Origin of the sequence: Azospirillum argentinense, assembly GCF_000632475.1 — a bacterium.
Taxonomy (GTDB): Bacteria; Pseudomonadota; Alphaproteobacteria; order Azospirillales; family Azospirillaceae; genus Azospirillum; species Azospirillum baldaniorum.
Genome location: NZ_CP007794.1, coordinates 384,972 through 410,414 on the forward strand (window position 1 = coordinate 384,972; position 25,443 = coordinate 410,414).

Genomic DNA, 25,443 nt, shown 5'->3' on the forward strand with positions numbered 1-25,443 from the left:
CGGGGTAGGCCACCACCGGATAGGCCATCGGAACAGCCTGACAAAAGGGGCCGCCGGATAAGATCTCGAACCAGAACAGGATGGTGCCATGCCTTTCGACGTTGGCGCAGTCGGACCCGATCCGTGTGGCGATGTGCGGATGGTCCGCCAGCAGATCTCGCTCGGGCTTTCCTTGGGAACGTGGCTGTGCGGAGTCTGGGCCGCTGCGATCGGATGCGGCCTTCCGGTGCAGGAGGCACGCGCGGCCGAGAATGGGACCGGATTCTATCTGCTTGGATCACGCGGGCCGTTGGCCGCGGCCGTTCCGCCGCAAGGCGTCTTCTTCCAGAACGACCTCTACGTCTTCCACGCGGACCGAAGCAGTTCGCGGACGCTTCCGGTGCACGGCAATCTCGCCACGGATTTCCGCTCAAGCGCGTACATTGACCTGCCTACATTCCTGTGGTCGACGCCCTTGACAGTGGGCGGTGCCCGGCTCGCCTTTTCCGCGACCATCCCGTTCGGAGGGCCGGACGTATCGGCGAGCGCGGTGGTCGGTCCCTACAGCAGTTCCACCAGCGACAGCGCCTTCACCATCGGCGACCCGGTGTTTTCCGGCATGCTCGGCTGGGAGTCCGGGCGGTTTCGTGCCACGGGCATCGTGTCGGTCAACACGCCCGTCGGCGACTACCGCAAGGGCGCGCTCGCCAACATCTCCTTCAATCGCTGGGCGACCGACGTCAGCGGCGCGGTCACTTGGCTCGACACGGAGCGGGGGCTCGACCTGTCTGGGGTTATCGGCGTGACGTTCAACGGCGAGAACCCGGCGACCGACTACCGGACCGGCACGGAGCTGCATCTGGAATGGGCGGCGTCCCAGTATCTGTCGAAGGACTTCTCGATCGGGATCGTCGGCTACCATTACCAGCAGATCAGCGGCGACAGCGGCTCCGGCGCCGTGCTGGGCGACTTCAAAGGGCGCGTGACCGCGCTTGGCGGCACCGCGGGGTACAATTTCCAGATCGGTAAGGCGCCGGTCTCCACCCGCATCAAGGTCTACCGCGAGTTCGCCGTGGAAAACCGCGTCCCCGGCGGGACGACCGGGTTTCTCACCGTCTCCTTGCCGCTGTGGGTGCCTCAACCATCCTCGACACAGCACTGAGCGGCCATGCCGTTTCGGTTGAACAACAGGGGTGCGACCATGCCGTTGTCGTGTTGCCGGATGCCCTGGGTCCGATTGGCCGCTGCCCGATGGGTTGCCATGGCCTGCATCCTGGCGTTGGCCTCCGGCCTCCTCGCCGGACCGGGCGGAGCGGCGGAGCGCGATCCGCTGCCTTCGTGGAACGACGGCGCGGCCAAGGCCGCGATCATGGCGTTCGTCGCGCGGGTGACGACCGAGGGCGGTGCGGACTTCGTTCCAACCGAGCAGCGCATCGCCACCTTCGACAACGACGGTACGCTGTGGGCGGAACAACCCGGCTACGTCCAGGCCGCCTTCCTGATGGACCGCCTGAAGGACATGGCGCCGCAGCATCCGGAATGGCGAACTGAGCAGCCCTACAAGGCAGCACTGGAAGGCGACCAGAAAGCCGTCGCCGCGGGTGGCATGCGGGCCATCGACAGCTTGGTCATGGCCACGCACGCGGGCATGACCTCGGAGGAGTTCGCGGAGGCCGTCCGGTCCTGGATCACGACGGCCCGGCACTCGCGCTTCGACCGTCCCTACACCGACTTGGCCTACCAGCCGATGATCGAGCTGGTGACCTACCTGAAGGACCAGCGTTTCAAGGTCTACATCGTGTCCGGCGGCGGGGTCGAATTCATGCGCCCGTGGACGGAGGCCATCTACGGCATTCCGCCGGAGCAGGTCGTCGGCTCCAGCATCAAGCTCCGCTACGAGCTGACCGGCGACAGCCCGGCGCTGCGCCGGTTGCCGGAGATCGACTTCATCGACGACGGCCCCGGCAAGCCGGTCGGAATCGCCAAGGCCATCGGGCGCCGGCCGATCTTCGCGGCGGGCAACTCGGACGGCGACCTGCAGATGCTGCAATGGACCACCCTGGCACCGGGACCTCACTTCGCCCTGCTCGTCCACCACACGGACGCCGAGCGGGAATGGGCCTACGACCGCAACTCGGCGGTCGGAAAGCTGGACAAGGCGCTGGACGAGGCGCCGGGGCGCGGCTGGCTCGTCGTCGACATGAAGACGGATTGGAAGGCCGTCTTTCCCTTTCAGCGGTGAACATACATCGTGAACAATGGGCGGGGAGCGCCGACATGACGGCACGCGAGTCCATCCAGGAGCTTCAACAGCGAGTCAACCGGTCCATCATCGGACAGGCGCGCGTCGTCGAGCGGCTCGTCATCGCGCTTCTCGCGGATGGCAACGTGCTGATGGAGGGCCTGCCCGGCCTTGCCAAGACCCGCGCGATCAAGAGCCTGTCGAAGAGCCTGGAGTCCGACTTCAGCCGCATCCAGTTCACCCCGGACCTCCTCCCCTCCGACATCACGGGCGGCGAGATCTACCGCAGCGACGGCGTGGGCGATGCGGCCTTCAGCTTTCGCCAGGGCCCGATCTTCGGGAACCTGATCCTCGCCGACGAGATCAACCGAGCGCCGGCCAAGGTGCAGTCCGCCCTGTTGGAGGCGATGGAGGAGCGGCAGGTGACCGTTGCCGGCAAGCGGTACCCGCTGCCCGGCCTGTTCATGGTGCTGGCGACGCAGAATCCGATCGAGCAGGAAGGCACATACCCGCTCCCCGAGGCGCAGATGGACCGCTTTCTCATGCATGTCCGGATCGATTATCCGAGCGATGCCGACGAGGTGGAGGTGCTGCGGCTGGTGCGCCGGGAGCAGGCGGTAGCCCCCGAAGCGGACCGTGCGCCGCAAGAGGAGCGCATCGCCCAACGCTGTGTTTTCGACGCGCGGGCGGAGATCGCCGAGGTGACGACCGCCGAGGCGATCGAGAGCTACATCGTGGCCCTGATCGCGGCGACCCGGCGGCCCGAGGAGTATGGCGACACGCTCAAGGCCTGGATCGCGGTGGGCGCCAGTCCGCGCGGCTCGCTGGCGCTCGACCGTTGTTCGCGCACCCATGCGTGGCTGCAGGGGCGGACCTACGTGGTGCCCGAGGACGTGCAGGCCGTCGCCCATGACTGTCTGCGCCACCGCGTGTCCCTGACCTACGACGCCATCGCCGACGGCGTGACCAGCAATGGGGTGATCGACGAGATCCTGCGGCAGGTTGCCGTCGCGGCCTGAACCGGCGTGCGGAGGACGACGAATGGCGATGGATGAACCGAAGCGTTGGCAACGCAAGGCGCCGTCCGACGGCGCGGCGCGGGCCTATGTCACGCTCGACGCCCTGCAGCGCCTCCGGCATCGGGCGCGCGGCTTCAGCTTCCTGCCGCGGCAGCCGGTCCACAGCATCCTGACCGGACGCCACGCCTCACGGCTGCGCGGGCGCGGGCTGAACTTCGAGGAACTGCGCCGCTACGTCGAAGGCGACGACATCCGGACCATCGACTGGCCCGCCACCGCCCGGCTCGGCAGCCCCTACGTGCGCGTCTACACGGAGGAGCGGGACCGGAGCGTGCTGCTGCTGGTGGACCAGCGCCTGTCCATGTTCTTCGGCAGCCGGCGGGCCATGAAGTCGGTCGCCGCCGCGGAGGTCGCGGCACTGTCGGCCTGGCGCGTCACATCGCTCGGCGACCGCGTCGGAGCCATCGTCTTTTCCGAGAGTGAGGTGACTGAAATCAGGCCGCAGGCCCGGAGCGGGGCGGTCCCCCGCATCCTGGAAACTGTGGTCCGTCAGAACCGGGCATTGCGCGCCGGCGGCGAAACCCTGGCCGATCCGGTCCTCTTCAACGATGCCCTGCGGCGGGCCATCCGCCTGCTCCCGCATGACGGCCTGCTGTGCCTCATCACCGACTCCTTCGGCGCCGACGACGAGACTGTCCGGCTCGTCACGCGGATCGCCGCGCACAACGACGTGCTGACGGTGTTCATTCACGACCCGATGGAAGCGGCCTTGCCGGATATGGGCCGGGTGGTGGTCGCGGAGGGACCGGGTCAGATCGAGGTCGACACGGCGGCGCGCGGCCTGCGCGACCGCTTCGCCGCCGGCTTTGCCGAGCGTCGGGCGCGCATCGCCGGCTTCGCACGCGACCACGCCATTCCGGTCCTGCCCATCGCCACCGACCACGATGTGGTCGATCAGCTCCGCGACTTGCTTGGGCACCGCGTGGCACCTTCCGTGGCGGAGCGGAGAGGAGCGCGCGGATGAGCGACGATCCGGCGAGCCTGTCCAACCTCCGCGATCTTGCGCTTCCCGCCCCGGTTCCCTGGTGGCCCCCCGCGCCGGGCTGGTGGATTCTGGCCGCGGGGGTTCTGCTGGCCGGTTTCCTGTTGGCCGTCCACGCCATCGCCCGTTATCGCGCCAACGCTTACCGCCGGGAGGCCCTGCGTGTCCTCGACGCGCTGGAGGGTGACATCGGCAAAGCCGATGCGGGCCTGCTCGCCCAACGCATGGCCTCGCTGCTGAAGCGGGCAGCGCTTGCCGCCTATCCTCGGTCGGAGGTCGCCAGCCTCAACGGAGCCTTGTGGCTCAGCTTTCTCGACCGCACCGCGGGAACCGACCGTTTCACCACGGGGCCGGCGCGACGTCTTCCCGACCTCGCCTACGGGACCGGCGCCGAGGGCGGCACGGATGCCTTGCGGGAGATCGCTGCCGCGGCTCGCCTGTGGCTCCGGACCCACCGTGCTCCGGCATCGGGAGGGAGCGGCTGGCTATGCTGACGTTGGCCTATCCGTGGCTGCTGCTCCTGTTGCCCCTGCCGTGGATCGTCCACCGGATGGTGCCGCCGCGCATCGAACGGCGACCGGCGGTGCGCGTGCCCTTCTTCGCCACCCTGGTCGCGCTCACCGGAGCGGCACCCCAGGGGGGAGCCGCCGTTGCCCGGCGGGGCATCTGGCAGACCGCCGTGCTGATCCTGTGCTGGTGCCTATCGGTCGGGGCCCTGGCACGCCCGCAATGGATTGAGCCGCCGCTGCACCGGGACCGGCCGGCGCGAGACCTCCTGCTGCTGGTCGATCTGTCCGGTTCCATGGAGACGCGCGATTTTACCGACGCCACCGGAGCGGCGGTGGACCGGCTGACGGCGGTGAAGCAGGTGCTCGACGATTTCCTGTCGCGCCGTGACGGCGACCGGGTCGGCGTGGTGGTCTTCGGCAACGCGCCCTTCACGCTGGTGCCCTTCACCGCCGATCTTGGGCTCTGCCGCCGCCTCGTTCAGGAGATGCAGGTCGGCATGGCCGGTCCGCGCACCGTGTTCGGCGACGCCATCGGATTGGGCATCACGCTGTTCGAACGCTCGACGGTGCCGGCCAAGACGATCATCGCCCTGACCGACGGCAACGACACGGCGAGCCGCGTCCCGCCGGCGGAGGCCGCCCGCGTCGCCAAGGACAAAGCGATCACCATCCACACCGTCGCCATCGGCGATCCGACCGCGGTCGGCGAGGACGCGCTCGACGAGAAGGCCCTGCGGGACGTGGCGGACGCAACCGGCGGCGGGTTCTTCCGCGCGCTCGACCGGGCCCAACTCGCTGAGGTCTACCAACGGCTCGACGCTATCGAAACCCGGAAGGTCGACACCGTGTCCGTCCGGCCGAGGACCGACCTGTTCTGGGTGCCGCTGGCGGCGCTCACCATCCTGAGCATGGCGACCCAGATGTTCATCCTGCTGCCGAGGCTGCGCCGCGGCTCCCCGTCCGGGCGCGCCGATGGCCATTCAGCCGCGACGCCGGGAGTGCGCCCATGACCGATCCGTTGTCCGAGCTGCATGTGCTGCGTCCCTGGTGGTTGCTGCTGCTGATCCCCGCGGTAGCCTTGTGGTGGCTCGACCGCCGGACGGGCGATCCGCTGCGGCCCTGGCGGGCCGCCATGGCTCCGGAGCTGCTGGCCCACCTGACCGTCGGCGGCGGAGCCAATCGGCGCTTCGCACCCGGTACGCTGCTGCTGCTCGGGTGGTTCGTGGGGATCGTGGCAATGGCTGGACCAACGTGGCGGCGGGAGCCCTCCCTGTTCGCCGACGCAGCCCCGCCCGCCATGATCGTCCTGCGCGTGACGCCGACCATGACGACGCCCGACCTGCCGCCGACCCGGCTGGAACGGGCCCGGCAGAAAATCTCCGACCTCCTGGACCAGCGGGAGGGGGCGGCCACCGGCCTCGTCGCCTACAGCGGCTCGGCGCATCTGGTCCTGCCGCCGACGACGGACAAGGAGGTGGTGCTGACCATGGCCCGCGCCCTCTCTCCGGAGATCATGCCGCGCGAAGGCGATCAGCTTGCCCAGGCGGTGAACCTGGCGGCGCGGGTGCTGGCGGAGGGCAAGCGCGGCGGTTCGCTGGTCGTGCTGGCCGATGCGGTGGCGCCCGATCAGGCCAACGCGTTGCGGGGCACGGGCCAGAGCGCCGATCGGCCGCCAACCGTCCTATGGGTCATGCTGCCCCCGGACCACGTCGCCCAGGACACGGCTTTGCAGAACGCTGCCACCGCCTTGGACGCCCGCGTGGTGGAGGTGACCCCCGATCCCACCGACGCCGCATCCGTCGCCCGTCGCCTGGACTCCGCGACCGCCCCGGCGGCCACCGCCCATGGGGATGAGGCTCGTTGGCAGGATGCGGGCTACTGGCTGACCCCCTTGATCGCCGCGCTGGTGCTCGGGTGGTTCCGGCGCGGCTGGAGGCTGGCGGCATGAGGAACGCCATGGTTGGCATTCTCGCCATCGTTCTCCTATCGCTGGCCGGCGCCACGCTGCTCCTCGGCTGGAAAGACCTGTGGACGACGCCCGACCAGCGTGGTCGCTGGCTTATGGAACGGGGGCGGTACGCCGAAGCCGCCGACGCCTTCATCGATCCGATGTGGCGCGGCGTGGCGCTGATGAAGGCCGGCAACTTCAAGGACGCGGCGTCGCAGTTCGCCGGCATCGACACCGCGGACGCCGCCTACGATCAGGGCAACGCCTTGGTGATGCGGGGAAAATACGACGATGCGGTCGCCCGCTACGACCGGGCGCTCGCCCTCATGCCCGGCTGGGCGGATGCCGAGGCCAATCGGACGCTCGCCCGTCTGCGCGCGGACCGTGTCCGGGCGAAAGGGGGCGACGACGGCGACACCGAGGATGACCCGGACGACGTCGTCTATGACCGGACCAAGAAGGACGGCGGCAAGGACACGGAGGCCTCCGGCGGTGCCCCGATGAGCGACGAGGCGATCCGCGCCCTGTGGCTCAAGCGGGTGCAGACACAACCGGCCGACTTCCTGCGGGCGCGCTTCGCCTACCAGCTTCAGGCAGCGCCCGAACCCGGCACTGCTCCGGGAGGTGTGCCATGAGCCTGGCTCGCAAGCCGCAGCGGTGCGGTTGGATGGCGGTCTGGCTGGCAATGGTGCTGTCCATCGGCGGCATGGCCACCGGTTCGGCGCGCGCGGAGGAGGGAACGGACACGCCCCCGGTCGTGGTTCGCATGTCGAGCCGCCCGGACCAGACCGCCATCATCGGGCAGCATGTTCGCGTGTTCGTTGACGTCCTGTTTCTGGACGGGATGATCTACCCGCCGCGTGTCACGTTGCCGGCCATGGACGCCGCGCAGATCTTCCGCTTCGAGACCCAGGCGACCTCGCTGAGCGACGGCATCCGGGGGCGGACCTATGTCGGCCAACGCTTTGAATTTGCCCTGTACGCACGGCGCGGTGGCACCCTGACCATCCCGGCAGCCAATGTCGTGCTTCTCGACCGCGACGGACATGAAAGCGGCGTGGTTTCCGGCACCGCGCTGACGCTGTCCGTCACCGTGCCCCCGGGGGTCGACCCGTCGCAGGCGGTGACCGCGTCCACACGGCTGAGCGCGCATGAGACCTGGGCGCCGGCGCCGGACGCGGCATACAAGGCCGGGGACGCCCTGGTCCGCACCATCACGCGGGAGGTTGCCGATGCTCCAGGCAGCGCGCTCCCGGACATCCGCATTTCGGCGCCGGACGGGGTGCGCGTCTATGGGGAGCCTGCCCGGATCGACGACCGGATCGAACGCGGCGATCTGACCGGGGAGCGCACCGACCGGGCGACCTACGTTTTCGAGACGGCAGGCCGCTTCAACCTGCCGGCCGTGTCGCAGACATGGTGGGACCTGGAGTCCGACCGTCTGCGCACCGTCACTTTCCCGGCGGTTCGCGTGACCGTTGCCGCTCCGCCGCCATCGGCCATGCCGCCGGGCGGTTCGCCGGCTGCTGGTCCAGTGCGGGCCTGGATGCTGGCAGTGGTTTTCGGCGGCATTATCCTGCTGACCGTCCTCGCCGTTTTGGCAAGGGACCGTCTTGCTCAAGCATGGAAAGCGTGGCGCCTTCGGCGGCAGCAATCGGAACGCAGTATGTTCAATACACTGCTGCAAGCTTGCCGGGGGAACGACCCACGCGCCATCTACACGACCTTCACCCGATGGCGTGATCGGTTGGCCGGACGGTGCCGGCTGGAGGATCACCCGGAAGGGGCAACCCTCATGCTTGCCACAAAGGACTTGGAGCGTGTCCTGTTTTGTGGTGGGGGTTCGCCGCAGATGTGGTCGGTGGAACAAAGCCGGAGTTTGGCGAAGGCCTTGCGGACCCTCCGCCCGGATGTCCTGCAAAGGCTAACCTCGGCAAACACCCGCAACCTTCCACCACTCAATCCTGCCCGCCTCTCGTCCATCCGGCCTCGGCTGCTGACAGCCCGTTTCAAAAGCTTGGTGAAGGAAGCCGCTTGCGACCCTTGACCTTCCTGGCCGCGTCGAAGCCACGCGCGCCCCCTTCCCGTGGTTTTAACGTTCTGGGTGTCGAGAATGGCGGCCGAGGGGGTCGGATCGCGGCCCTCCTGCTCGCGCAGCATCACCACCAGATGGTGGCGCAAGGTCTCCCACACGCCGGCTTCCAGGAAGGCGCGGAAGTAGTGGTAGACCGTGGGCCAGGGCGGGAAGGCTGGCGGGGGCGGTAGGGGGCGCCATTGGCAGCCGGTCCGCACCACGTAGAACAAAGACAGCCGGTGCATGTCCGTGCTGCGGGGGGCGTCCGCCGGGCTTGGCCGACGGGATCAGGGGTTCGATCAACCGGTACTGGTCATTGCTCAGCGCTTGGCTGGTGCCGTAATCGCCAACCAACCGGCGTTCCTCGGGCGTCCACATCGGCGGCCTCCGGCAGTGGGGTTCAGCGCGCCATTATCAAAGCCAAAGCCGCCGCTCAACTTGCGATGTGCATCGCCAAGGATGAGCCATCGTTCGGAAGGGTTGGGGTGGATTATTTTGAGAATGAAGAAGCAACAGTAAAGTTACGTTTATGTATTTTAACCAAACAAGCATATCTTCATAGTTAACAAATATTCACCGCCTCCGTAGCTAATCGTCGATTGAATGCAGCGCATTGTTGACTCTCGGTATTTATAGGTTATGTTTGCGCGGAGTTTGGGTTTTCAACTCATAATCCGTCACCCGCAAAGATTGTTGTTCGAGCCCATCAGAATGATTCGGAAAGCGCCATTTGCCTCAATGTCCTTGCAGCGGCAGTTCATGGCCCTGATCGGGATCGGCCTGTCGTTGCTGTCGGCTGTCTGCCTGTTTGGCGTCGCCTGGCTCCAGACGGACCAGATGGAGCACAACATGGAAGAGTTTAGCCGCAATGAGTTGGACTCGCTGCACGCGCTCATCGTGAGCGTGATGGCCAAACGCCCGACCGACGCCGAGGATGTCGGGATCGGGGTGTTCAACGACTGGTTCCGCCAGCGCAACACCGACTATCCCGGTCAGATCTGGAGCGCCTGGTCGCCGTCGGTCGCCAGCCACATGGCCGAGGGCTCCCCGAGCACCCCGCCCAAGGAACCGCGCGACGACATCGACCGGGAAGCGCTCCGTTCGGGCAAACCGGTCGGCCGGTATGTGCGCGACGCCTACCGGATGACGCTGCCCATTGTTCTGGGTGAGACGCCGGGTGCCGACCAGGAGGTCTGCTTCACGTGCCACAGTGCGATGGGACTGCGGAAGGGCGACGTCATCGCCGTGCTGTCCAGCCAGCTCGACGTCGGTGCGGAGCAAAGCCGCCTGCGCGACATTCTGCTGAAATTGCTCGGCTGCGGCGTGCTGCTGACCGTGACCAGCATGCTGGTGGTCCGCTGGACCTTGGTGAAGCGCGTCACCGGCCCGGTCGCCACCATCACCCGCTCGATGGAGCGCATGGCCGCCGGGGATTGGGTGGTCGATATCGCGGGCGCGGAACGCCGCGACGAGGTCGGCGCCATGGCCCGCGCCCTAGCGGTGTTCCGCGGCAATGCGGAGAAGCGGGCCGAACTCGAAGCCGGTCAAGCGGCCCAGACAGCGGAACGGGAGCGGCGCATGCGTCACATCGAAGAGTTGGTCCACCATTTCGAAGGCACGATCGCCCAGGTCCTGGGCAACCTCTCCTCGTCCACCGAACAATTGGTCGGTACGGCGCGCAGCATGACCGAAACGGCCGATGCCGCCACGCACACGTCCGAGCGGACCGCGGAGGCGGCCGGGACGGCGTGCGGCAGCGTGCAATCGGTCTTCGCGGCCGCGGATCAGTTGGCAAGCTCCATCCACGCCATCGGCGACGAGGTGTCGCGCTCCACCCGGGTGTCGAAGGACGCCGTCGCTTCAGTGGTGCGTTCGACAGAACGGGTCCGCGCGTTGGAGGAAACGGCGCGGCAGGTCGCCGGCATCGTCGATCTCATCTCCAGCATCGCCGGGCAGACCAACCTTCTCGCCCTCAATGCGACCATCGAGGCGTCGCGGGCCGGTGCCGCCGGGCGCGGGTTCGCGGTGGTGGCCTCCGAGGTCAAGGCGCTCGCCGCGCAGACCATGGGGGCGACGCGCGAGATCATGGAGCGCGTCGGCGCCATCACCGAAAGCACCGCCGAAGCCGTTCAGGCGGTGCGGACGGTTGCGGCCACCATCGATTCCATCGACGGCGCTCTGGTGACGATCGCGGAGTCCGTGGAGCAGCAGGACGCCGCCACGCGCGAGATTGCAGCCAACAGCCGGCAAGCTGCGGAAGGTACCGAGACCGTGACGGACAACATCCGCATCGTCGGCTCAAGCATCCATAAGGTCGAAGAGGTCGGCCATACCCTTCAGGCCGTTGTCGATGATCTCGACCGGCAGGCAAAAGTCCTCCGCGAGGAGGTTGATCTCTTCCTTTCCGGTATTCGCACCGCATAAGGCCCTTCTTCTCGTTTCGGGACCCAACCCATGCTGAACGTCATTCGAAAAACCCGCCTCGCCAGCCGGATCACGGCAACCACCATATTTGGTCTTCTGCTCATGTCGGGGACGCTCATTCTGCTGGTGGGCAACGATCTGAACGCCCACCTGTCCAAGCAGGCGAACCAGCGCCTGGACGAAAACGTCTCTGCGATGCGGGAACTGGTGCTGTCGCATGGAGGCGCGTTTCGATCCGAGGAAGGGACCCTCTGGGTCGGTGCCCGCAAGCTCGACGGGCAGAACGCGCTGCTGGACCGATTTGCCGGCGCTGTCGGTGGCGTCGCGACGATCTTTCATGGGGATGTCCGGGTGGCGACGACCATCGTGACGGACGGCAAGCGTGCGACCGGCACCCGACTGGCGCCGGGACCGGCCTACGAGGCGGTGTTCACGCACGGTCGGTCGTATCGTGGCGAGAACACGATTCTCGGCAGGCACTACATGACGGCCTATGATCCGATCCGCGACGATTCCGGCCGCGTCATCGGCATCCTGTTCGTCGGCGTGGAGAAGAGCCAGTTCTACGCAGCCATCGACGCGCTGATCCGGCGGGTGACGCTGGCCGCCTTGCTGGTGACGGCCATCGTCGCGGTCGCCGTGTTCGTTGCGATGCGGGTCACCTTCCGCCCCTTCGACGCGCTCCGCCGGGTCATGCTCGACCTTTCGGAAGGCCGCAAGGTGGCGTCCATCCCCGGACTCGGCCGTGGGGACGAGCTTGGCGACATGGCGCGCACCTTGGAGGGCTTCCGCGAGAACCTTCTTCGGGTGGAGCGGCTGCGGGCCGAGCAGGAGGAGCATGAGCAGCAGGTCGTCATCGAGCGGAAGCGCTCGATGCTCGCGATGGCCGACACCATGGAGCAGCGGGTCAAGGGCATGATCGCCGCCATCGGCCGGCAGATCGAAAGCCTGCACACGGCGTCCGGCGCCATGTCCGCCGAGGCGCAGCAGACCAGCGCCCAGAGCGCGGCCGTTTCCAGCGCCTCGCAGCAGGCCTCGGCCAATGTGCAGACCGTCGCCTCGGCCACCGAAGAGCTGAATGCGGCCAGCCAGGAAATCAGCCAACAGATCGAGCGGTCGACCGATGTCGCCCGTCTGGCGGCGGACCGCTCCCGCCGCACCGATCAGATCGTCCAGGGGCTGGCGCACGCCGCCGGGCGGATCGGCGAGGTGGTGGACATCATCCGTCAGATCGCCAGCCAGACGAACCTGCTGGCGTTGAACGCCACCATCGAGGCCGCCCGCGCCGGCGAGGCCGGCAAGGGCTTCGCCGTGGTGGCGCACGAGGTGAAGAACCTGTCCAGCCAGACCGCCCGTTCCACCGACGAGATCGCCCAGCAGATTGCGGTGGTGCAGGACGCGACCGAAAAGGCCGTAGCGGCCATCGAGAACATCGTCGGCACCATCCAGGAGGTCCACGAGACCTCCTCGTCCATCGCCGCGGCCATCCATGAGCAGCACGCCGCCATTGCGGAGATCAGCCGCAACGTCCAGCAGACCGCGGCCGGAACCGCGGACATCAACAGGCACATCGCCGACGTCTCCGCGGGCGCACAGGGAACGTTGCAAGCCGCCCACATCGTCACCCTGGCGGCGGACGAGCTGGTCCGGCAGTCCGAAGCCCTGGAACAGCAGGTCGAGGACTTCCTGAGCGAGGTTCGCCAGTCGAACCGCCTGAGCGAGGCAGCGTGAGCAAGGGCACAGCAAGCAAGGATATGGCCCGATGGCAAACAGGCATCACCCGCTGACCGGGTTTGAACGCACCTTCGATCCCGGAGAGCTGATCGTCACGAAAACCGATCTGAAGGGCCGGATCACTTACGCAAACCGGGTTTTCCTGCGCATCTCCGGGTATGACGAACATGAAGTGATCGGAGCGCCGCACAACATCCTGCGCCACCCGGACATGCCGGCCTGCGTGTTCAAGCTTTTGTGGGACACCATCGGTGCCGGCCGGGAAATTTTCGCCTATGTCGACAACCGTGCGAAGACCGGCGACCATTACTGGGTGTTCGCCCACGTGACGCCGAGCTTCGACGAAAACGGCACAGCCATCGGCTATCACTCGAACCGGCGCGTTCCTCGCCGTGACGCCGTCGAAACGATCCGGCCGCTGTACGCGCAACTCCTGGCCGAGGAGCGACGCCACGCAAACCCCAAGGCCGCCATGGTCGCCTCCACCGCTCTGTTGAGCGACCTCCTCAAGCGGAATGGCACAACCTATGATAAATTTATCTTCGCTTTATAGGTCGGGCATCCTCACCGCCGGCTCGACCGCCCTGCTGTTGGGGTCGGCCCTGTGGGAAACCGCGACGGGCGGAGCGGCGCTGCCGATGGCCGTGGTCACGCTGCCGGCGGGGGCGGCATTGCTCGCCGCCTTCTTCTTCCAATGGCGGGTGGGGGAGGCGATCAAGAGGGCGACCGAGGTGTGCCGCCAGGGGGCTTCCGGACGGTTCGAGGCCCGCCTTGTCCGCATGCGCGAGAGCGGAGAGGTCGGGGCTCTGTTCGATGCCATCAACGACCTCCTCGACCCGGTGGACGCGTTCGTCCGTGAGGCGACCGCCTCCCTGGACGTCGTCGCCAGGGGCGAGTTCAGCCGTTGTCTGGTCGAAACCGGCCTGCACGGCGCCTTCGCGCGGGCGGCCGGGGCGATCAACCGCTCCTCCGCGCACATGGCCGCCCGGATGGCCGATCTGGAGCGCAGGACCGCCGATTTCGAGAACCGCACGCTCGCCATCGCCACGACGATGGCCGACGCGGCGGCGTCGCTGCGCGCGGACGCAGCCATTCTGGCGGAAAGCTCCGAAGGGACCGTAGCGATCGTGTCGGACGTCGGCGCTGCCGGCCGGGCCACGTCCGATGTGGTTCGCCGGGCGCTGGAAACCCTGTCCGCCTTCGCCGAACGGGTGACGGAGGTCGAGCGCCATTCCGCCGTGTCCGCGGCGCAGATCGTGCGGACGGTCGCGCAGGCTCGCGAAACGGATGAGCGCATGAACACGCTGGCGACGGCGGCCCACCGCATCGACGACGTCATCGCCGTCATCGAGACGGTGGCCAAGCAGACCAACCTGCTGGCGCTGAACGCCACCATCGAGGCGGCCCGCGCCGGCGAGGCCGGAAAAGGCTTCGCGGTCGTTGCCGGCGAGGTCAAGCACCTCGCCAACCGGACGGCCGAGGCGACCGGTGAGATCACCAGGGAAGTCGCGCACATGCAGCAAGCCACGGCCGCCGCCGTCACAGCCATCCAGGGCATCATCGCGATGGTCGGGAGCCTGGACGGGCTGGCCAAGTCCACGGCGACCGAGATGCGGACCCAGAAGGAAGGCCTGAGCCATGTGTCCACAATGCTGGCGGACGCGGTCTCCACGGCGGACACGGCCGTGTCGCAGGTGTCCGGGATCGCGATGGCCGCCAGCGACACGGAACGCAAAGCCGGCGCGGTGCTCGACGCGGCGGATCGCATGCGCACCGAAGCCTGCGCCTTGCGCAGGGAAGTCGACGCTTTCCTGACGGCGGTGCGCTCCACATGATTTCGAGGACGGCGACGACAACCGGTGGCGCCCGTGGCGCCGCCTGCGACCCCGCGGCGGGTGTCCGCTTCAGCGGTTGAAGGGCATGACCATGGCAGACCAAACTCAGAAACCATCCGACTCCCAGACCGTGCTCGGCCGCGACCGTTTCGTGGCCTTTGCCTTCGCGTCGGCCCATCTCCTGTTGGAGACCGATAATGAGGGCCGCATCGTCTTTGCGGCGGGCGCGCGATGCGGACTGACGGACCGGCGCGCCGAGGACTTGGTCGGCTGTTCCTTGTTCGACCTTTTGCCGCCTGGGGAGCACACCTTCTTCCGCATGCTGCTGACGCGGCTGATCGACTCCGGAAAGCTCGACCCCACCCACGTCTTCCTAAAGACCGTCGCCGGGCAACCCTTTGCGATGCTGATGGGCGGATGCCGCCTGCCGAATTACGCGGATCGCTGCTTTCTGGGGTTCTCGATTGCCGCGCGGGTGTCAGGGCGGACCGTCGGCCGCTGCCTGTCCGACCTGAAATCCTTCGCAGAGAGCTTGGAAAGCCGCCTGTGCGCGGCGGGCGCGACCGAGCGGGGCCAGCGGCTGTCCCTGCTGGACATCGTCGGGCTTGCCGATCGGGACAACGCTCCTGAAATGCGCAACTCCCTGGAGGCTTATCTGCTTTCCGTTTCGACGGACGGGGACGCGGCGGTCCGCCTCAACGACGAGCGCTACGCCGTTCTCCACCGCGACGACCTGACGCGCGAGGAGATCATTCTCGACATCGGCCGCCTGCTGGCCCGACACGGTGCGGACGAACTGCGCGATGCCCTGCATGTCTGGCAAATCCCCGTGCAGGGTGGCGAAATGCCGATGTCTGATGTCGCGCGGGCTCTGTCCTACACCCTGCATAAGTTCGCCGCCGAGGAACCCGGGGCTTTCGGCATCGCCGACATCAACGAGGCGGTGGTGGACATGCTCCACAATACGGTCGGCCGGGTTGCCCAAGTCCGGCGCATCCTGGAACAGCGCGATTTCCATCTGGCGTTCCAGCCCATCGTGAGTCTGGCGACGGGGAAGCTGCACCATGTCGAAGCCCTGATCCGGGTCGGCGATTGCGGCTCCCCCGCCGAGTTCATCGCCTTCGCCGAACGGATCGGGCTGATCTGCGATCTGGACCTTCTGGTCTGCCAAGCCGCCCTCGACGTGCTGAAGCAGGCCGAAGATCAGGGGCGTACCGTGCCGGACATCGCCATCAACCTTTCGGCCGTGTCCCTGGCCAGCCCGCTGATCATCGAGCAGCTGCAGGCGCTGCTCCGGCCCCACCAGGGGCTCACCCGCAAGCTGCTGGTCGAGGTGACCGAGACGGCCACGGTCAACGACTTCCAAGGTTTGAACCGGGTTCTGGGGCACCTGCGCAAGCTCGGCCTGCGGATCTGCCTGGACGACGTCGGCAGCGGCACGACGTCGTTCATGTCGCTCAACGAGCTGCGTGTGGATTACGCCAAGCTGGACGGTCGGATCGTGCAAGGGGCGCTGACCAACAGCCGTGATCTGACCATTCTGCGGTCCATCGTCGAGATTGCCCGTCATCTCGGCACCGACCTCGTTGCGGAGCAGATCGAAACCGAGGAGCAGCTTCGATACCTGCGCAAGCTCGGGGTCCGCTACGGACAGGGCTACTTGTTCGGGAAGCCGTCGCCCGTCCTGCCCGGCTTTGTCCTCGCAACCCCCAGTCGGCCGTCGCGGAGAACCGGAGAGCGCGTGTCCTGGGAGTGAGGGAATGAGCGCCTGTCGTTCGGATGCGGCATGTCCTTCAGCGTACGTGGGAGGGGAGCCCATGGTCAGGATCGAGCTTCATATCGGGTCGTTTTCGGAGGATTGCTTTTACGCCATGGGGGAAATGCCGTTTTTGGACATGAAGGAACCGCTGGGACACCAAGGCGGCCTCTCCTATGCCGTCGCTCGGTTCAGCTTTGAAACATGGGAACATTTTTTTGGCGAACTGAAGAAGGTGGCCCCAGCGTTTGCTGCGGAACTCCGGTCCATGCGGGAGGCGGAGCGTAGGGCTTTCTTTGACAATCCCTCAGGGAAGGCTGTCTTGCGCATTCTTTGGAGGCATACGGATTTCGGCATGAGTTGCCGCGGCTGATGGGCCAATCATATATTATAATGAATATTGAATATTTCTTCTATTCATGGACTGTTTTGCCATACATGGAAAGTCTATATTGATAGTATCAAATATTATTTTATTTGTTCTTTCTAAGTATGGGGTTGGCAATGGAATTGCGGCAACTGCGTTATTTAAATATTCTGGCTGAAGCTGGCAGCTTTCATCGTGCTGCCCATTGGCTCGGCCTACGCGCAACCAGCGCTCAGCCAGTCGATCCGAGCATTGGAAATGGATATTGGTGTGCAACTGGTGACACGTACCAGTTCAGGCAGCCGCTTGACGGCTGCCGGCAGTGCCTTCTTGAGCGAAGCACAACGCATTCTTGCTGCTTTGGATGCGGCGGCCGTCATTGCTCGGACCACAGCAAGCAGAGGAAGTGCGCCGATGCGTCTTGGTATAGCCGCTGACGCTGCCACAGGATGGATGGCAAAGACGCTTCAAGCATTCCTACATGGAGATCCGGAATATGGTTTGGTTGTCTATGGTGGATCCCTCCAAAATCTTCTGGCCATGCTCGATAACGGGCATTTAGATTTATGTCTAATCCCGTTTTTAGATCCTGTTGGCAATGCAACGACTGAGCCGTTATGGCGAGAAGATGTTCATCTTGCATTGCCGGCTACTCATCCGTTGGCGGCGGAGCCGTCCGTCGATGTTCGTCGCCTGGCTGACGAACTTCTACTCGTCGGATCCGTGGAGTACGATAGTATGGCAGCCAGATTGCTAGTATGGCAGCCAGATTGCTGCTTGATGCTTGCTATTCAGTAGGTGTCAAGCCGCGCATTACCACAGCTCTTCCCCACCAGGAAGTTCGGCTGGCGTTGGTGGCGGCTGGCTTTGGCATCGCTGTGCTGCCTGCTTCCAACCAATCCCTTGTAACTGCGATCGGAATCACCAGTCGTCCGTTGACGCCACCGCTGGTTATGACTATCGCCGCTGTTTGGCCGGCAACTGGTCTAGTTCCATCTGCTCAACATTTTATCAAGGTCGCACGTTCGTTCGAAACAGGTCCTAGGATTGATGGGGGTGCAGGGTTGTGAATGAGGGCGCTTTATTCTCATGATGGTGCTCAGGATTGACTGATTCAATCAGCTTTGATGTGTGGCCTTTCTGAGAGGGTGGGCGAGGGCGCTTGCGATAGCATCCGCTACTTTGTCGGCTGCAGCTTTGATCGGATCGGTCTTCAGGTGAGCATACCGGGCGGTCGTCTGAACCTGGGTATGTCCCAGCAGGCGGCCGATCATCGGCAGGTCCTCGCCGAGTTGTAGCGCGTCGGAGGCGAAGGAATGCCGCAGGTCGTGGATGCGCACATCCTCCAGCTTGGCGCGCTTGCGCAGCCGGCGCCAGGGACGCTGCATATCGGTCAGATGCTGGCCTTCTATTCGGCCGGTGATGACATAGGGGTTGTCTGTCACCTTGGGGATGTCCTTGAGCACCTCGACGGCGGCTTTCCCGATCGTCACCAGTTTTGCCCCGGTCTTGGAGTCAGGCAACCGGAGCACACCGGCGTTGAGATCGACGTAGTCCCATTTGAGCGTCTGGATCTCGCTGAGGCGGCAGCCTGTCAGAAGGAGAAGGTGGATGCAGTTGACCGCTTCCGGTTCGGAAGTGGATTCGCGCAGCACCTTGCCAAGGCGGGCGAGTTCATCCGGTGTGAGGTAGCGTTCGCGCTTGACCTCCTTGTAGCGCTTCACCTTCCAGCACGGATTGACGCCATCGGTCCGGACGCCCCAGGTGTGGGCAACGGTGAACATGACGGAGAGAACGCCCAGGGTGCGGTTGGCCTGATAAGGGGTAGCTTTCAGGGATTGGTGAAGCTCGACCACCTCGGCGCGGCTCACATCGATGATGCGGTGGCTGCCGAGCTTGGGGTTGATGAACAGTTCGATGGAGCGTTTGTATTCGGCCCGGGTCGTCGGCTTGCAGTGGGAGGCGACGTGGTCCTCCAGGAAGCGCTTGCCGAATTCCTTCATGGTGGGGGATGCCTTGCGTCGGTCGTGCTCGGACGCTGGGTCGCTGCCGCGCCGCACATCGGACAGGTGCTTCATGGCCTCGGTCCGGGCGACGTCGGGCGTCAGGACGCCGTGGGGGCCGATGTTGACGCGGCGCAGGCGGCCGCCGGCCCGAAACTGGGCCAGATACATCTTCCGGCCGGAGGGATAGATGCGCAGTCCGAAGCCCTTCAGCTCTTCGTCCCAAAGGAAGAATTCCTGCTCGCCGGGGACGGCGGCATCGACGGACCGTTTCGTGATCTTGGTCATGGAGCACCCCACGAGCGCCGGAATCTCCGGAATCAAATCGGAATCACTTGGGAGGAAATGAGAGCGTTTCCGATGAAGCTGTAGCGTAGTTTGCCTTCCAAAAAAACGTCAATAGTAACAGAGTATTATAGCGCAATCGGATGTTCTGGCGTGGTGCCGGAAATGTGTGAGGAGGGGCTTGAAAACGAACTCATAACCTGAAGGTCGCAGGTTCAAATCCTGCCCCCGCAACCAAAAAGCGTTGAAAGCCCGTCTCGCAAGAGACGGGCTTTTGGCATTTCAGACCAGCGGCGCCCGAGCCGGACTTGGTGTGTGGGAGGCCTGCATCAGGCCCCATCGAACGTTTTCCTGTTTTTTATCGCGTCGGCGCGGGTCACTTCGCTCAGCGTGTCCCGGTGACCTTGCTGTGGGTGGACAGCTGTTGCGCTATGGCCGTTGGTGGATGGCAGGTGCATCGGAAATTCACCTCCCATACACGGCCGTGACCAACGCTCTGGTGGCGTGGTTGGACGAACCCGTCATCGATGCCCAGGCAAGTCCATGCTTTCGGCGTTAGTATTTACTAATATAACAGTTGTTTTTTGTGGCATACCAGAGATGCTTTTGTGTGAAATCATATTGACCTCCCGGCGGTCGCTGGGCTTAATCGGCCGCCTTACACAGTTCGCGCCGGAGAGCAGCATGATGGGACGGGATTCGCGGGTCGCAGGTGGCATCCGCCGGAGGTTGGTGGTGGCCGTGGCGGCGATGATGACGGCCGCGGTGGTGGTCGGCGTGCTCCCCGGCTCGATGGGAGGCGCCGCGGCGCAGGAAGCGCGCCAGGGCGGCACCCTCAGCATCATCCTGCAGCCGGAACCCGTGACGCTCACGCCCTCGACCAACATGGCGCAGCCGACCCAGGTGGTCGCCGGCAACATCTTCGACGGTCTCGTCACCTACGACTTCGAATTGAAGCCGAAGCCCGCGCTGGCCGAACGCTGGGAGGTGGCGCCCGATGGCCTGACCATCACGTTCCACCTGCGCAGCGGTGTGAAATGGCATGACGGCAAGCCCTTCACCGCCGCCGATGTGAAATGGTCGCTGGAGAATGTCTGGAAGACCATCCACCCGCGCAACAAGTCGCTGTTCGAGAACGTCACCCAGGTCGATACTCCGGACGACGCCACCGTCATCCTGCGCCTGTCCAAGCCGTCGCTGCCGATCCTGTCGGTGCTGAACGGCGTCGGCGCCCCGATCCTGCCCAAGCACCTCTACGAGGGCACCGACGTTCTCAACAACCCGTACAACAACAAGCCGGTCGGCACCGGCCCCTTCGTCTTCAAGGAATGGAAGCGCGGCGAGTTTGTCGAACTGACCCGCAACCCCGATTATTGGGAGGCCGGCAAGCCGCACCTCGACCGGCTGCTGTTCCGCATGATCCCCGACGCCGCCGCCCGCGCCGCCGCCATCGAGAAGGGGGAGATCCAGTACGCCCCCTACAACCCGGTGCCCTTCCGCGACGCCGAGCGGCTGGCCAAGCTGCCGCGCCTGAAGGTGGACACCCGCGGTTATGAATGGCTGTCGCCGCTGCTCTATCTCGATTTCAACGTCGAGAACCAGTATCTGAAGGACGTGCGCGTGCGCCGGGCCATCGCCCACGCCATCGACCGCGCCGCCCTGGCGAAGATCGTGTGGTTCGGCTACGCCAAGCCGGCGATCAGCCCGGTGCCGTCGTCGCTCGTCACCTTCCACAACGCCAAGCTGCCGCAGTACCCCTTCGACGTGAAGAAGGCCGAGGCGCTGCTGGACGAGGCCGGCCTCAAGCGCGACGCCAACGGCGTGCGCTTCACGCTGACCCATGACTTCCTGCCCTACGGCGACGATTACCGCCGCACTGGCGAGTTCCTCAAGCAGGCGCTGAAGCGCGTCGGCATCGAGGTGACCATCCGCTCGCAGGACAGCGCCGCCTTCATCAAGCGGGTCTATGTCGACCGCGATTTCGACTTCGCCATCTCCTACAACAACGCCTTCCCCGATCCGCAGATCGGCGTGGTGCGCGCCTTCTGGTCGGGCTGGCTCGGCACCGGCACGCCCTGGACCAACGGTTCGGGCTACCGCAACACCAAGGCCGATGCCCTGATCCAGGAAGCCGGTGTCGAGGGCGATCCGGCCAAGCGCGTCGCCCAGTTCAACGAGTTCCAGGACATCGTCCTGAGCGATGTGCCCTCATTGCCGCTGCTGGAGCTGAACTTCTTCTCGGTCTATTCGGCCGATCTCGAGGGCATCGTCGAGCAGGGCGATCAGGTCTATTCCTCGCTGAAGAACGCCCGCTTCGTGAACGCCCCGAAGGGGAACTGACGCGCCGTGCTGACCTATCTCAGGCGCAGCGCCGCCCAGGTGGTCTTCGTCCTCCTGGGCATCGCGCTGATCAACTTCTTCCTGCTGCATCTGGCGCCCGGCGACGCGGCCCAGGTGCTGGCGGGGGAGTCCGGGGCGGCGACGCCGGAGTATATGGAGGCGCTGCGGCGGCAGTTCGGGCTGGACCAGCCGCTCTACGTCCAGTTCCTCCGCTATCTCGGCAATCTGGTGACCTTCGACCTCGGCTATTCCTTCCGCCAGTCGCTGCCGGTGTCGGAGCTGATCCTGCAACGCCTGCCGGCGACGCTGCTGCTGATGGGAACCGCCATCGGCTTCGCGCTGGTCGCCGGCTGCGCGCTGGGCTTCCTCGCCGCCCGGCGGGCGGGGAAGCTGACCGACACGGTGATCTCCATCGTGGCGCTGCTGTTCTACGCCACCCCGGTCTTCTGGGTCGGCATCATGCTGATCGTCGTCTTCTCCGTCATGCTGGATTGGCTGCCGGTCGGCGGGATGACCAGCGTCGAGGCCAACCTGAGCGGCCTCGCCCTGGTCGGCGACGTGGCGCTGCATCTGGTGCTGCCGGCGGTGACGCTGGGGCTGTTCTACCTCGCCATCTACGCCCGGCTGATGCGGGCGGCGATGCTGGAGGTCTACGGCCAGGACTTCGTCCGCACCGCGCGGGCCAAGGGGGTGCGGCCCCGCCGCATCGCCTGGCGCCATGTGCTGCGCAACGCCCTGCTGCCGATCGTCACCACGCTCGGCGTGCAGCTCGGCTCCATCCTCGGCGGGGCGGTTCTGGTCGAGACGGTGTTCTCCTGGCCGGGGCTGGGCCGGCTGGCCTTCGCGGCGCTCTTCCAGCGCGACCTCAACCTGCTGCTCGGCATCCTCTTCTGCTCGTCGGTGGTCGTGGTCCTCGTCAACATCGCGGTCGATCTCGTCTACACGCTGCTCGACCCGCGCATTGAACTCAACTGACCAATGGCGCTTCCCGAGATTGTTTCCCTCCCGCCGGCGCGGACGGATTTCCGCGACACCACCGTCGGACGGCTGCTGCGCCGCCCGTCGGCGCTGCTGGGGCTGATCCTGCTGGCCGGCATCCTGGCCATGGCAGCCTTCGCCGACATCGCCTTTACCGGCGACCCGCTTGACATGGCGGGGATGCCGCTGCTGCGTCCGGGCGAGGACGCCACGTTCCCGCTCGGCACCGACATGATGGGCCGCGATCTGGCGTCGGGCATCTTCCACGGCGCCCGCGTCTCGCTGCTGATCGGCGGGGTGGCGGCGCTGGTGTCGCTGGTGATCGGCATCGGCATCGGTGCGCTGTCCGGCTATTACGGCGGGCGGATCGACCGGGCGCTGATGCGGGTGACCGAGCTGTTCCAGACCATCCCGCCCTTCCTGTTCACGCTGGCGCTGGTCGCCATCCTGCAGCCGTCCATCGCCACCATCACCGCCGCCATTGGCATCACCTCTTGGTCGGGGCTGGCGCGGCTGGTGCGGGCGGAGGTGCTGCGCCTGCGCAACAGTGAGCTGGCCCAGGCCTCGATCATCCTCGGCGCGTCCGACGCGCGGATCATCTTCCGGCACATCCTGCCGAACGCGCTGGCGCCGGTGATCGTCTCGGCCTCGATCCTGGTGGCGACCGCCATCCTCACCGAATCCTCGCTGTCCTTCCTCGGGCTCGGCGATCCCAACGTCGTCAGCTGGGGTGGTATGGTCGGGGCGGGGCGCGAGACGATCCGCACCGATCCGCACGTCGCCGCCATCCCTGGCGTCGCCATCGTCATCGCCGTTCTGGCGCTGAACCTGCTGGGCGATGGCCTGAACGACGTGCTGAACACAAAGGGCGAGCGGCGATGAGCGGTCCTGTGTCGAGCGAGCCGGTCCTGGCCGTCGACGGCCTATCGATCGGCTTCCAGACCCGCCGCGGCCTGCTGCCGGCGGTGCGCGAGCTGTCCTTTTCGGTCAAGAGCGGCGAAATGCTCGCCATTGTCGGCGAGAGCGGCTGCGGCAAGTCGCTGACCGCGCTGGCGCTGCTCGGCCTCGTGCCACCGCCCGGCCGGGTGACCGGCGGCACGGTGCGGCTGGAGGGCCGCGACCTGCTGGCGCTCGACGAGGCGGCGTTGCGGCGCGTGCGCGGTGCCCGCATCTCGATGATCTTCCAGGAGCCGATGACCGCGCTCAACCCGGTGCTGACCGTGGGCGAGCAGATCATGGAGGCGATCCTCGAACATGAGCCGGTCAGCCGCAAGGCGGCGCGTGAGCGGACTCTGGCGCTTTTGGAGCGGGTGCGCATTCCCGATCCGGAGCGCCGCTTCGCCGAGTATCCGCACCGCCTGTCGGGCGGGATGCGCCAGCGGGTGATGATCGCCATGGCGCTGGCCGGCACCCCGGCCGTGCTGGTCGCCGACGAGCCGACCACCGCGCTCGACGTCACCATCCAGGCGCAGATCCTCGGCCTGATCGACGAGCTGCGGCGCGAGCAGGGGACCGCGGTGGTCTTCATCACCCACGACCTCGGCGTGGTGTCGCGCTACGTCGACCGCGTGCTGGTGATGTACGCCGGCCGCAAGGTGGAGGAGCGAGACACCCGCGACCTCTTCTCCGACCCTCTCCATCCCTACACCCGCGGCCTGATCGCCGCGCAGCCGCGCGCGGGGAGCGGCGCGGCCGGCGCGGTGCGGGAGCGTCTGGCCGAAATTCCCGGCACCGTGCCGGCGCTGGCGGCGATGCCCCAGGGTTGCGCCTTCGCTCCGCGCTGTCCGCTGGCCGACGCGCGTTGCGTCCAGGCCGTTCCGCCGCCGCGCCGGGCCGGCAGCGGCCTCATCGCCTGCCATCATGCGGGAGAGACCCATGCCGTCTGACGCCGCCCTCGCCATGCCCGCGGTTGCCGCCACCGAAGCGTCCACCGTCGCCCCGGTGCTGCGGGTGAGCGGGCTGTCCGTCGAGTACCGGACGGCGCGCGGCGTGGTCCACGCGCTGGACGATGTGTCCTTCGATCTCGCGCCCGGCGAGACGCTGGGCATCGTCGGCGAATCCGGCTGCGGGAAATCGACGCTGGCGCGGGCGGTGGTCCGGCTGCTCGACCCCAGCGCCGGGACCATCCGTCTCGGGGACACGGACATCACGCACGCCTCGCGGCGGCGGATGCGCGCGGCGCGGCGCGACCTCCAGATGGTGTTGCAGGACCCGGCGGCCTCGCTCGACCCGCGCTGGACGGTCGGCGACCTGCTGGCTGAGCCGCTGGAGATCCATGGCATCGGCAGCCGGGCCGAGCGGCGCGCGCGCGTCGCCGACCTGCTGCGCAAGGTGGGGCTGCCGCCCGAAGCGGCGCAGCGGCGGCCGCATGAATTTTCCGGCGGCCAACGCCAGCGCATCGGCATCGCCCGCGCGCTGGCACTGGAGCCGAAGATCGTGGTCCTGGATGAGCCCGTCTCGGCGCTCGACGTTTCGGTCCAGGCGCAAATTCTCAATTTGCTGAGCGATCTCCAGCGCACGCTGGGCGTCAGCTTCCTGTTCATCGGCCATGACCTGTCGGTGGTGGAGCACATCTCCGACCGGGTGGCGGTGATGTATCTCGGCCGGATCGTCGAGCTGGGTGGCCGCGACAGCCTGTGGCGCCGGCCGGCCCACCCCTACACCCGCGCCCTGCTCGACGCGGCGCCACGGATTGACGGTCCCTCCGCTCCCGCCGGACCGGGACTGACCGGCGACACACCCAGCCCCTACGATCTGCCGTCGGGCTGCCGCTTCCACACCCGTTGCCCGATCGCCGCCGATCGGTGCCGGCGCGAGGCGCCGGTCACGCGGGCGCTGTCGCCGGGCCACCTCGTCGCCTGCCATTTCGCGGAGGGTGGGACGCCGTCGTCGGGTTGACCCGCGGGCT

General features: G+C 66.4%; 23 protein-coding genes and 1 pseudogene. 22 read left to right on the forward strand and 2 right to left on the reverse strand.

Annotated elements, in window-relative coordinates; translation table 11 throughout:
• Positions 1-88: 88 nt before the first annotated feature.
• The 9 genes from ABAZ39_RS15945 to ABAZ39_RS15985 all read left to right on the forward strand — a co-directional run bounded on the left by ABAZ39_RS15945 (position 89) and on the right by ABAZ39_RS15985 (position 8,786).
• Positions 89-1,141 carry a SphA family protein gene (locus ABAZ39_RS15945; protein WP_040133957.1) on the forward strand — a complete coding sequence of 351 codons (1,053 nt, stop codon included), beginning with the start codon at positions 89-91 and terminating at the stop codon, positions 1,139-1,141.
• Positions 1,142-1,240: 99 nt separating this feature from the next.
• A complete protein-coding gene (locus ABAZ39_RS15950) occupies positions 1,241-2,221 on the forward strand; it encodes an HAD family hydrolase (RefSeq protein WP_247881700.1) in 981 nt (326 codons plus the stop codon).
• A 35-nt stretch (positions 2,222-2,256) separates the two neighbouring features.
• Complete coding sequence (locus ABAZ39_RS15955) at positions 2,257-3,240, forward strand: AAA family ATPase (protein WP_040133959.1); 984 nt, start codon at positions 2,257-2,259, stop codon at positions 3,238-3,240.
• Between the two features lie 22 nt (positions 3,241-3,262).
• Entirely contained in the window at positions 3,263-4,264 is a 1,002-nt protein-coding gene (locus ABAZ39_RS15960; protein ID WP_040133960.1) for a DUF58 domain-containing protein, read from the forward strand.
• Positions 4,261-4,776, forward strand: a complete 516-nt coding sequence (locus ABAZ39_RS15965; RefSeq protein ID WP_040133961.1) for a DUF4381 domain-containing protein — start codon at positions 4,261-4,263, stop codon at positions 4,774-4,776. Before ABAZ39_RS15960 ends, ABAZ39_RS15965 begins: the two co-directional genes overlap by 4 nt.
• The gene (locus ABAZ39_RS15970; protein WP_051658171.1) at positions 4,770-5,801 is read left to right on the forward strand and encodes a VWA domain-containing protein; all 1,032 of its coding nucleotides are present in this window, start codon (positions 4,770-4,772) and stop codon (positions 5,799-5,801) included. The genes ABAZ39_RS15965 and ABAZ39_RS15970 overlap by 7 nt, the downstream gene beginning before the upstream one ends.
• Positions 5,798-6,739: a VWA domain-containing protein gene (locus ABAZ39_RS15975; protein ID WP_040133963.1), complete on the forward strand. Its 942-nt coding sequence runs from the start codon at positions 5,798-5,800 to the stop codon at positions 6,737-6,739. The genes ABAZ39_RS15970 and ABAZ39_RS15975 overlap by 4 nt, the downstream gene beginning before the upstream one ends.
• The gene (locus tag ABAZ39_RS15980) at positions 6,736-7,374 is read left to right on the forward strand and encodes a tetratricopeptide repeat protein (RefSeq protein ID WP_051658172.1); all 639 of its coding nucleotides are present in this window, start codon (positions 6,736-6,738) and stop codon (positions 7,372-7,374) included. Before ABAZ39_RS15975 ends, ABAZ39_RS15980 begins: the two co-directional genes overlap by 4 nt.
• A complete protein-coding gene (locus ABAZ39_RS15985; protein ID WP_051658173.1) occupies positions 7,371-8,786 on the forward strand; it encodes a BatD family protein in 1,416 nt (471 codons plus the stop codon). Before ABAZ39_RS15980 ends, ABAZ39_RS15985 begins: the two co-directional genes overlap by 4 nt.
• Before the next feature lie 143 nt (positions 8,787-8,929).
• On the opposite strand, the pseudogene ABAZ39_RS37720 reads toward ABAZ39_RS15985, so the two are convergent.
• Positions 8,930-9,058, reverse strand: a pseudogene (locus tag ABAZ39_RS37720) (transposase); the annotation flags it as partial.
• A gap of 514 nt (positions 9,059-9,572) precedes the next feature.
• Here ABAZ39_RS37720 and ABAZ39_RS15990 point away from each other — a divergent pair.
• From ABAZ39_RS15990 to ABAZ39_RS37725, 8 genes are all read left to right on the forward strand, one after another.
• Positions 9,573-11,237, forward strand: coding sequence for a methyl-accepting chemotaxis protein (locus tag ABAZ39_RS15990; protein WP_247881701.1), 1,665 nt, complete (start codon positions 9,573-9,575; stop codon positions 11,235-11,237).
• A 102-nt stretch (positions 11,238-11,339) separates the two neighbouring features.
• A complete protein-coding gene (locus ABAZ39_RS15995; protein WP_051658175.1) occupies positions 11,340-12,968 on the forward strand; it encodes a methyl-accepting chemotaxis protein in 1,629 nt (542 codons plus the stop codon).
• A 31-nt stretch (positions 12,969-12,999) separates the two neighbouring features.
• Positions 13,000-13,524, forward strand: a complete 525-nt coding sequence (locus ABAZ39_RS16000) for a PAS domain-containing protein (protein WP_014242200.1) — start codon at positions 13,000-13,002, stop codon at positions 13,522-13,524.
• The gene (locus tag ABAZ39_RS16005) at positions 13,499-14,806 is read left to right on the forward strand and encodes a methyl-accepting chemotaxis protein (protein WP_081863093.1); all 1,308 of its coding nucleotides are present in this window, start codon (positions 13,499-13,501) and stop codon (positions 14,804-14,806) included. The genes ABAZ39_RS16000 and ABAZ39_RS16005 overlap by 26 nt, the downstream gene beginning before the upstream one ends.
• An 85-nt stretch (positions 14,807-14,891) precedes the next feature.
• A complete protein-coding gene (locus tag ABAZ39_RS16010; protein ID WP_051658176.1) occupies positions 14,892-16,562 on the forward strand; it encodes a sensor domain-containing phosphodiesterase in 1,671 nt (556 codons plus the stop codon).
• Positions 16,563-16,623: 61 nt separating this feature from the next.
• Positions 16,624-16,935, forward strand: coding sequence for a hypothetical protein (locus ABAZ39_RS36545; protein WP_040133966.1), 312 nt, complete (start codon positions 16,624-16,626; stop codon positions 16,933-16,935).
• A 189-nt stretch (positions 16,936-17,124) separates the two neighbouring features.
• On the forward strand, positions 17,125-17,727 hold the full coding sequence (locus ABAZ39_RS34285) for a LysR family transcriptional regulator (protein ID WP_160174832.1): 603 nt from the start codon (positions 17,125-17,127) through the stop codon (positions 17,725-17,727).
• Positions 17,688-17,999 carry a LysR substrate-binding domain-containing protein gene (locus ABAZ39_RS37725; RefSeq protein WP_081863095.1) on the forward strand — a complete coding sequence of 104 codons (312 nt, stop codon included), beginning with the start codon at positions 17,688-17,690 and terminating at the stop codon, positions 17,997-17,999. Before ABAZ39_RS34285 ends, ABAZ39_RS37725 begins: the two co-directional genes overlap by 40 nt.
• Positions 18,000-18,047: 48 nt before the next feature.
• Here the strand turns inward: ABAZ39_RS37725 and ABAZ39_RS16020 are convergent, their stop codons facing one another.
• Entirely contained in the window at positions 18,048-19,220 is a 1,173-nt protein-coding gene (locus ABAZ39_RS16020) for a tyrosine-type recombinase/integrase (RefSeq protein ID WP_040135325.1), read from the reverse strand.
• Positions 19,221-19,904: 684 nt separating this feature from the next.
• Between ABAZ39_RS16020 and ABAZ39_RS16025 the strand changes: the two genes are divergently transcribed.
• From ABAZ39_RS16025 to ABAZ39_RS16045, 5 genes are read left to right on the forward strand one after another with little or no spacing between them, the layout of a single operon-like run.
• Complete coding sequence (locus ABAZ39_RS16025) at positions 19,905-21,557, forward strand: ABC transporter substrate-binding protein (protein ID WP_372684169.1); 1,653 nt, start codon at positions 19,905-19,907, stop codon at positions 21,555-21,557.
• Between the two features lie 6 nt (positions 21,558-21,563).
• A complete protein-coding gene (locus ABAZ39_RS16030) occupies positions 21,564-22,532 on the forward strand; it encodes an ABC transporter permease (protein WP_040133967.1) in 969 nt (322 codons plus the stop codon).
• Between the two features lie 3 nt (positions 22,533-22,535).
• Positions 22,536-23,417 (forward strand): ABC transporter permease, encoded by an 882-nt coding sequence (locus tag ABAZ39_RS16035; protein WP_040133968.1) that lies wholly within the window; start codon positions 22,536-22,538, stop codon positions 23,415-23,417.
• The gene (locus tag ABAZ39_RS16040) at positions 23,414-24,421 is read left to right on the forward strand and encodes an ABC transporter ATP-binding protein (protein ID WP_040133969.1); all 1,008 of its coding nucleotides are present in this window, start codon (positions 23,414-23,416) and stop codon (positions 24,419-24,421) included. Before ABAZ39_RS16035 ends, ABAZ39_RS16040 begins: the two co-directional genes overlap by 4 nt.
• On the forward strand, positions 24,411-25,433 hold the full coding sequence (locus tag ABAZ39_RS16045; RefSeq protein WP_247874983.1) for an ABC transporter ATP-binding protein: 1,023 nt from the start codon (positions 24,411-24,413) through the stop codon (positions 25,431-25,433). The genes ABAZ39_RS16040 and ABAZ39_RS16045 overlap by 11 nt, the downstream gene beginning before the upstream one ends.
• The last annotated feature ends 10 nt before the right edge of the window (positions 25,434-25,443 follow it).

Excerpts from the sequence above, each read along its gene's own strand:
- ABAZ39_RS15945 (WP_040133957.1), top strand. The coding sequence starts at position 89 with ATGCCTTTCGACGTTGGCGCAGTCGGACCCGATCCGTGTGGCGATGTG.
- ABAZ39_RS15950 (WP_247881700.1), top strand. The coding sequence starts at position 1,241 with ATGGCCTGCATCCTGGCGTTGGCCTCCGGCCTCCTCGCCGGACCGGGC.
- ABAZ39_RS15955 (WP_040133959.1), top strand. The coding sequence starts at position 2,257 with ATGACGGCACGCGAGTCCATCCAGGAGCTTCAACAGCGAGTCAACCGG.
- ABAZ39_RS15960 (WP_040133960.1), top strand. The coding sequence starts at position 3,263 with ATGGCGATGGATGAACCGAAGCGTTGGCAACGCAAGGCGCCGTCCGAC.
- ABAZ39_RS15965 (WP_040133961.1), top strand. The coding sequence starts at position 4,261 with ATGAGCGACGATCCGGCGAGCCTGTCCAACCTCCGCGATCTTGCGCTT.
- ABAZ39_RS15970 (WP_051658171.1), top strand. The coding sequence starts at position 4,770 with ATGCTGACGTTGGCCTATCCGTGGCTGCTGCTCCTGTTGCCCCTGCCG.
- ABAZ39_RS15975 (WP_040133963.1), top strand. The coding sequence starts at position 5,798 with ATGACCGATCCGTTGTCCGAGCTGCATGTGCTGCGTCCCTGGTGGTTG.
- ABAZ39_RS15980 (WP_051658172.1), top strand. The coding sequence starts at position 6,736 with ATGAGGAACGCCATGGTTGGCATTCTCGCCATCGTTCTCCTATCGCTG.
- ABAZ39_RS15985 (WP_051658173.1), top strand. The coding sequence starts at position 7,371 with ATGAGCCTGGCTCGCAAGCCGCAGCGGTGCGGTTGGATGGCGGTCTGG.
- ABAZ39_RS15990 (WP_247881701.1), top strand. The coding sequence starts at position 9,573 with ATGGCCCTGATCGGGATCGGCCTGTCGTTGCTGTCGGCTGTCTGCCTG.
- ABAZ39_RS15995 (WP_051658175.1), top strand. The coding sequence starts at position 11,340 with ATGTCGGGGACGCTCATTCTGCTGGTGGGCAACGATCTGAACGCCCAC.
- ABAZ39_RS16000 (WP_014242200.1), top strand. The coding sequence starts at position 13,000 with ATGGCAAACAGGCATCACCCGCTGACCGGGTTTGAACGCACCTTCGAT.
- ABAZ39_RS16005 (WP_081863093.1), top strand. The coding sequence starts at position 13,499 with ATGATAAATTTATCTTCGCTTTATAGGTCGGGCATCCTCACCGCCGGC.
- ABAZ39_RS16010 (WP_051658176.1), top strand. The coding sequence starts at position 14,892 with ATGACCATGGCAGACCAAACTCAGAAACCATCCGACTCCCAGACCGTG.
- ABAZ39_RS36545 (WP_040133966.1), top strand. The coding sequence starts at position 16,624 with ATGGTCAGGATCGAGCTTCATATCGGGTCGTTTTCGGAGGATTGCTTT.
- ABAZ39_RS37725 (WP_081863095.1), top strand. The coding sequence starts at position 17,688 with ATGGCAGCCAGATTGCTGCTTGATGCTTGCTATTCAGTAGGTGTCAAG.
- ABAZ39_RS16020 (WP_040135325.1), bottom strand. The coding sequence starts at position 19,220 with ATGACCAAGATCACGAAACGGTCCGTCGATGCCGCCGTCCCCGGCGAG.
- ABAZ39_RS16025 (WP_372684169.1), top strand. The coding sequence starts at position 19,905 with ATGGGACGGGATTCGCGGGTCGCAGGTGGCATCCGCCGGAGGTTGGTG.
- ABAZ39_RS16035 (WP_040133968.1), top strand. The coding sequence starts at position 22,536 with ATGGCGCTTCCCGAGATTGTTTCCCTCCCGCCGGCGCGGACGGATTTC.
- ABAZ39_RS16040 (WP_040133969.1), top strand. The coding sequence starts at position 23,414 with ATGAGCGGTCCTGTGTCGAGCGAGCCGGTCCTGGCCGTCGACGGCCTA.
- ABAZ39_RS16045 (WP_247874983.1), top strand. The coding sequence starts at position 24,411 with ATGCCGTCTGACGCCGCCCTCGCCATGCCCGCGGTTGCCGCCACCGAA.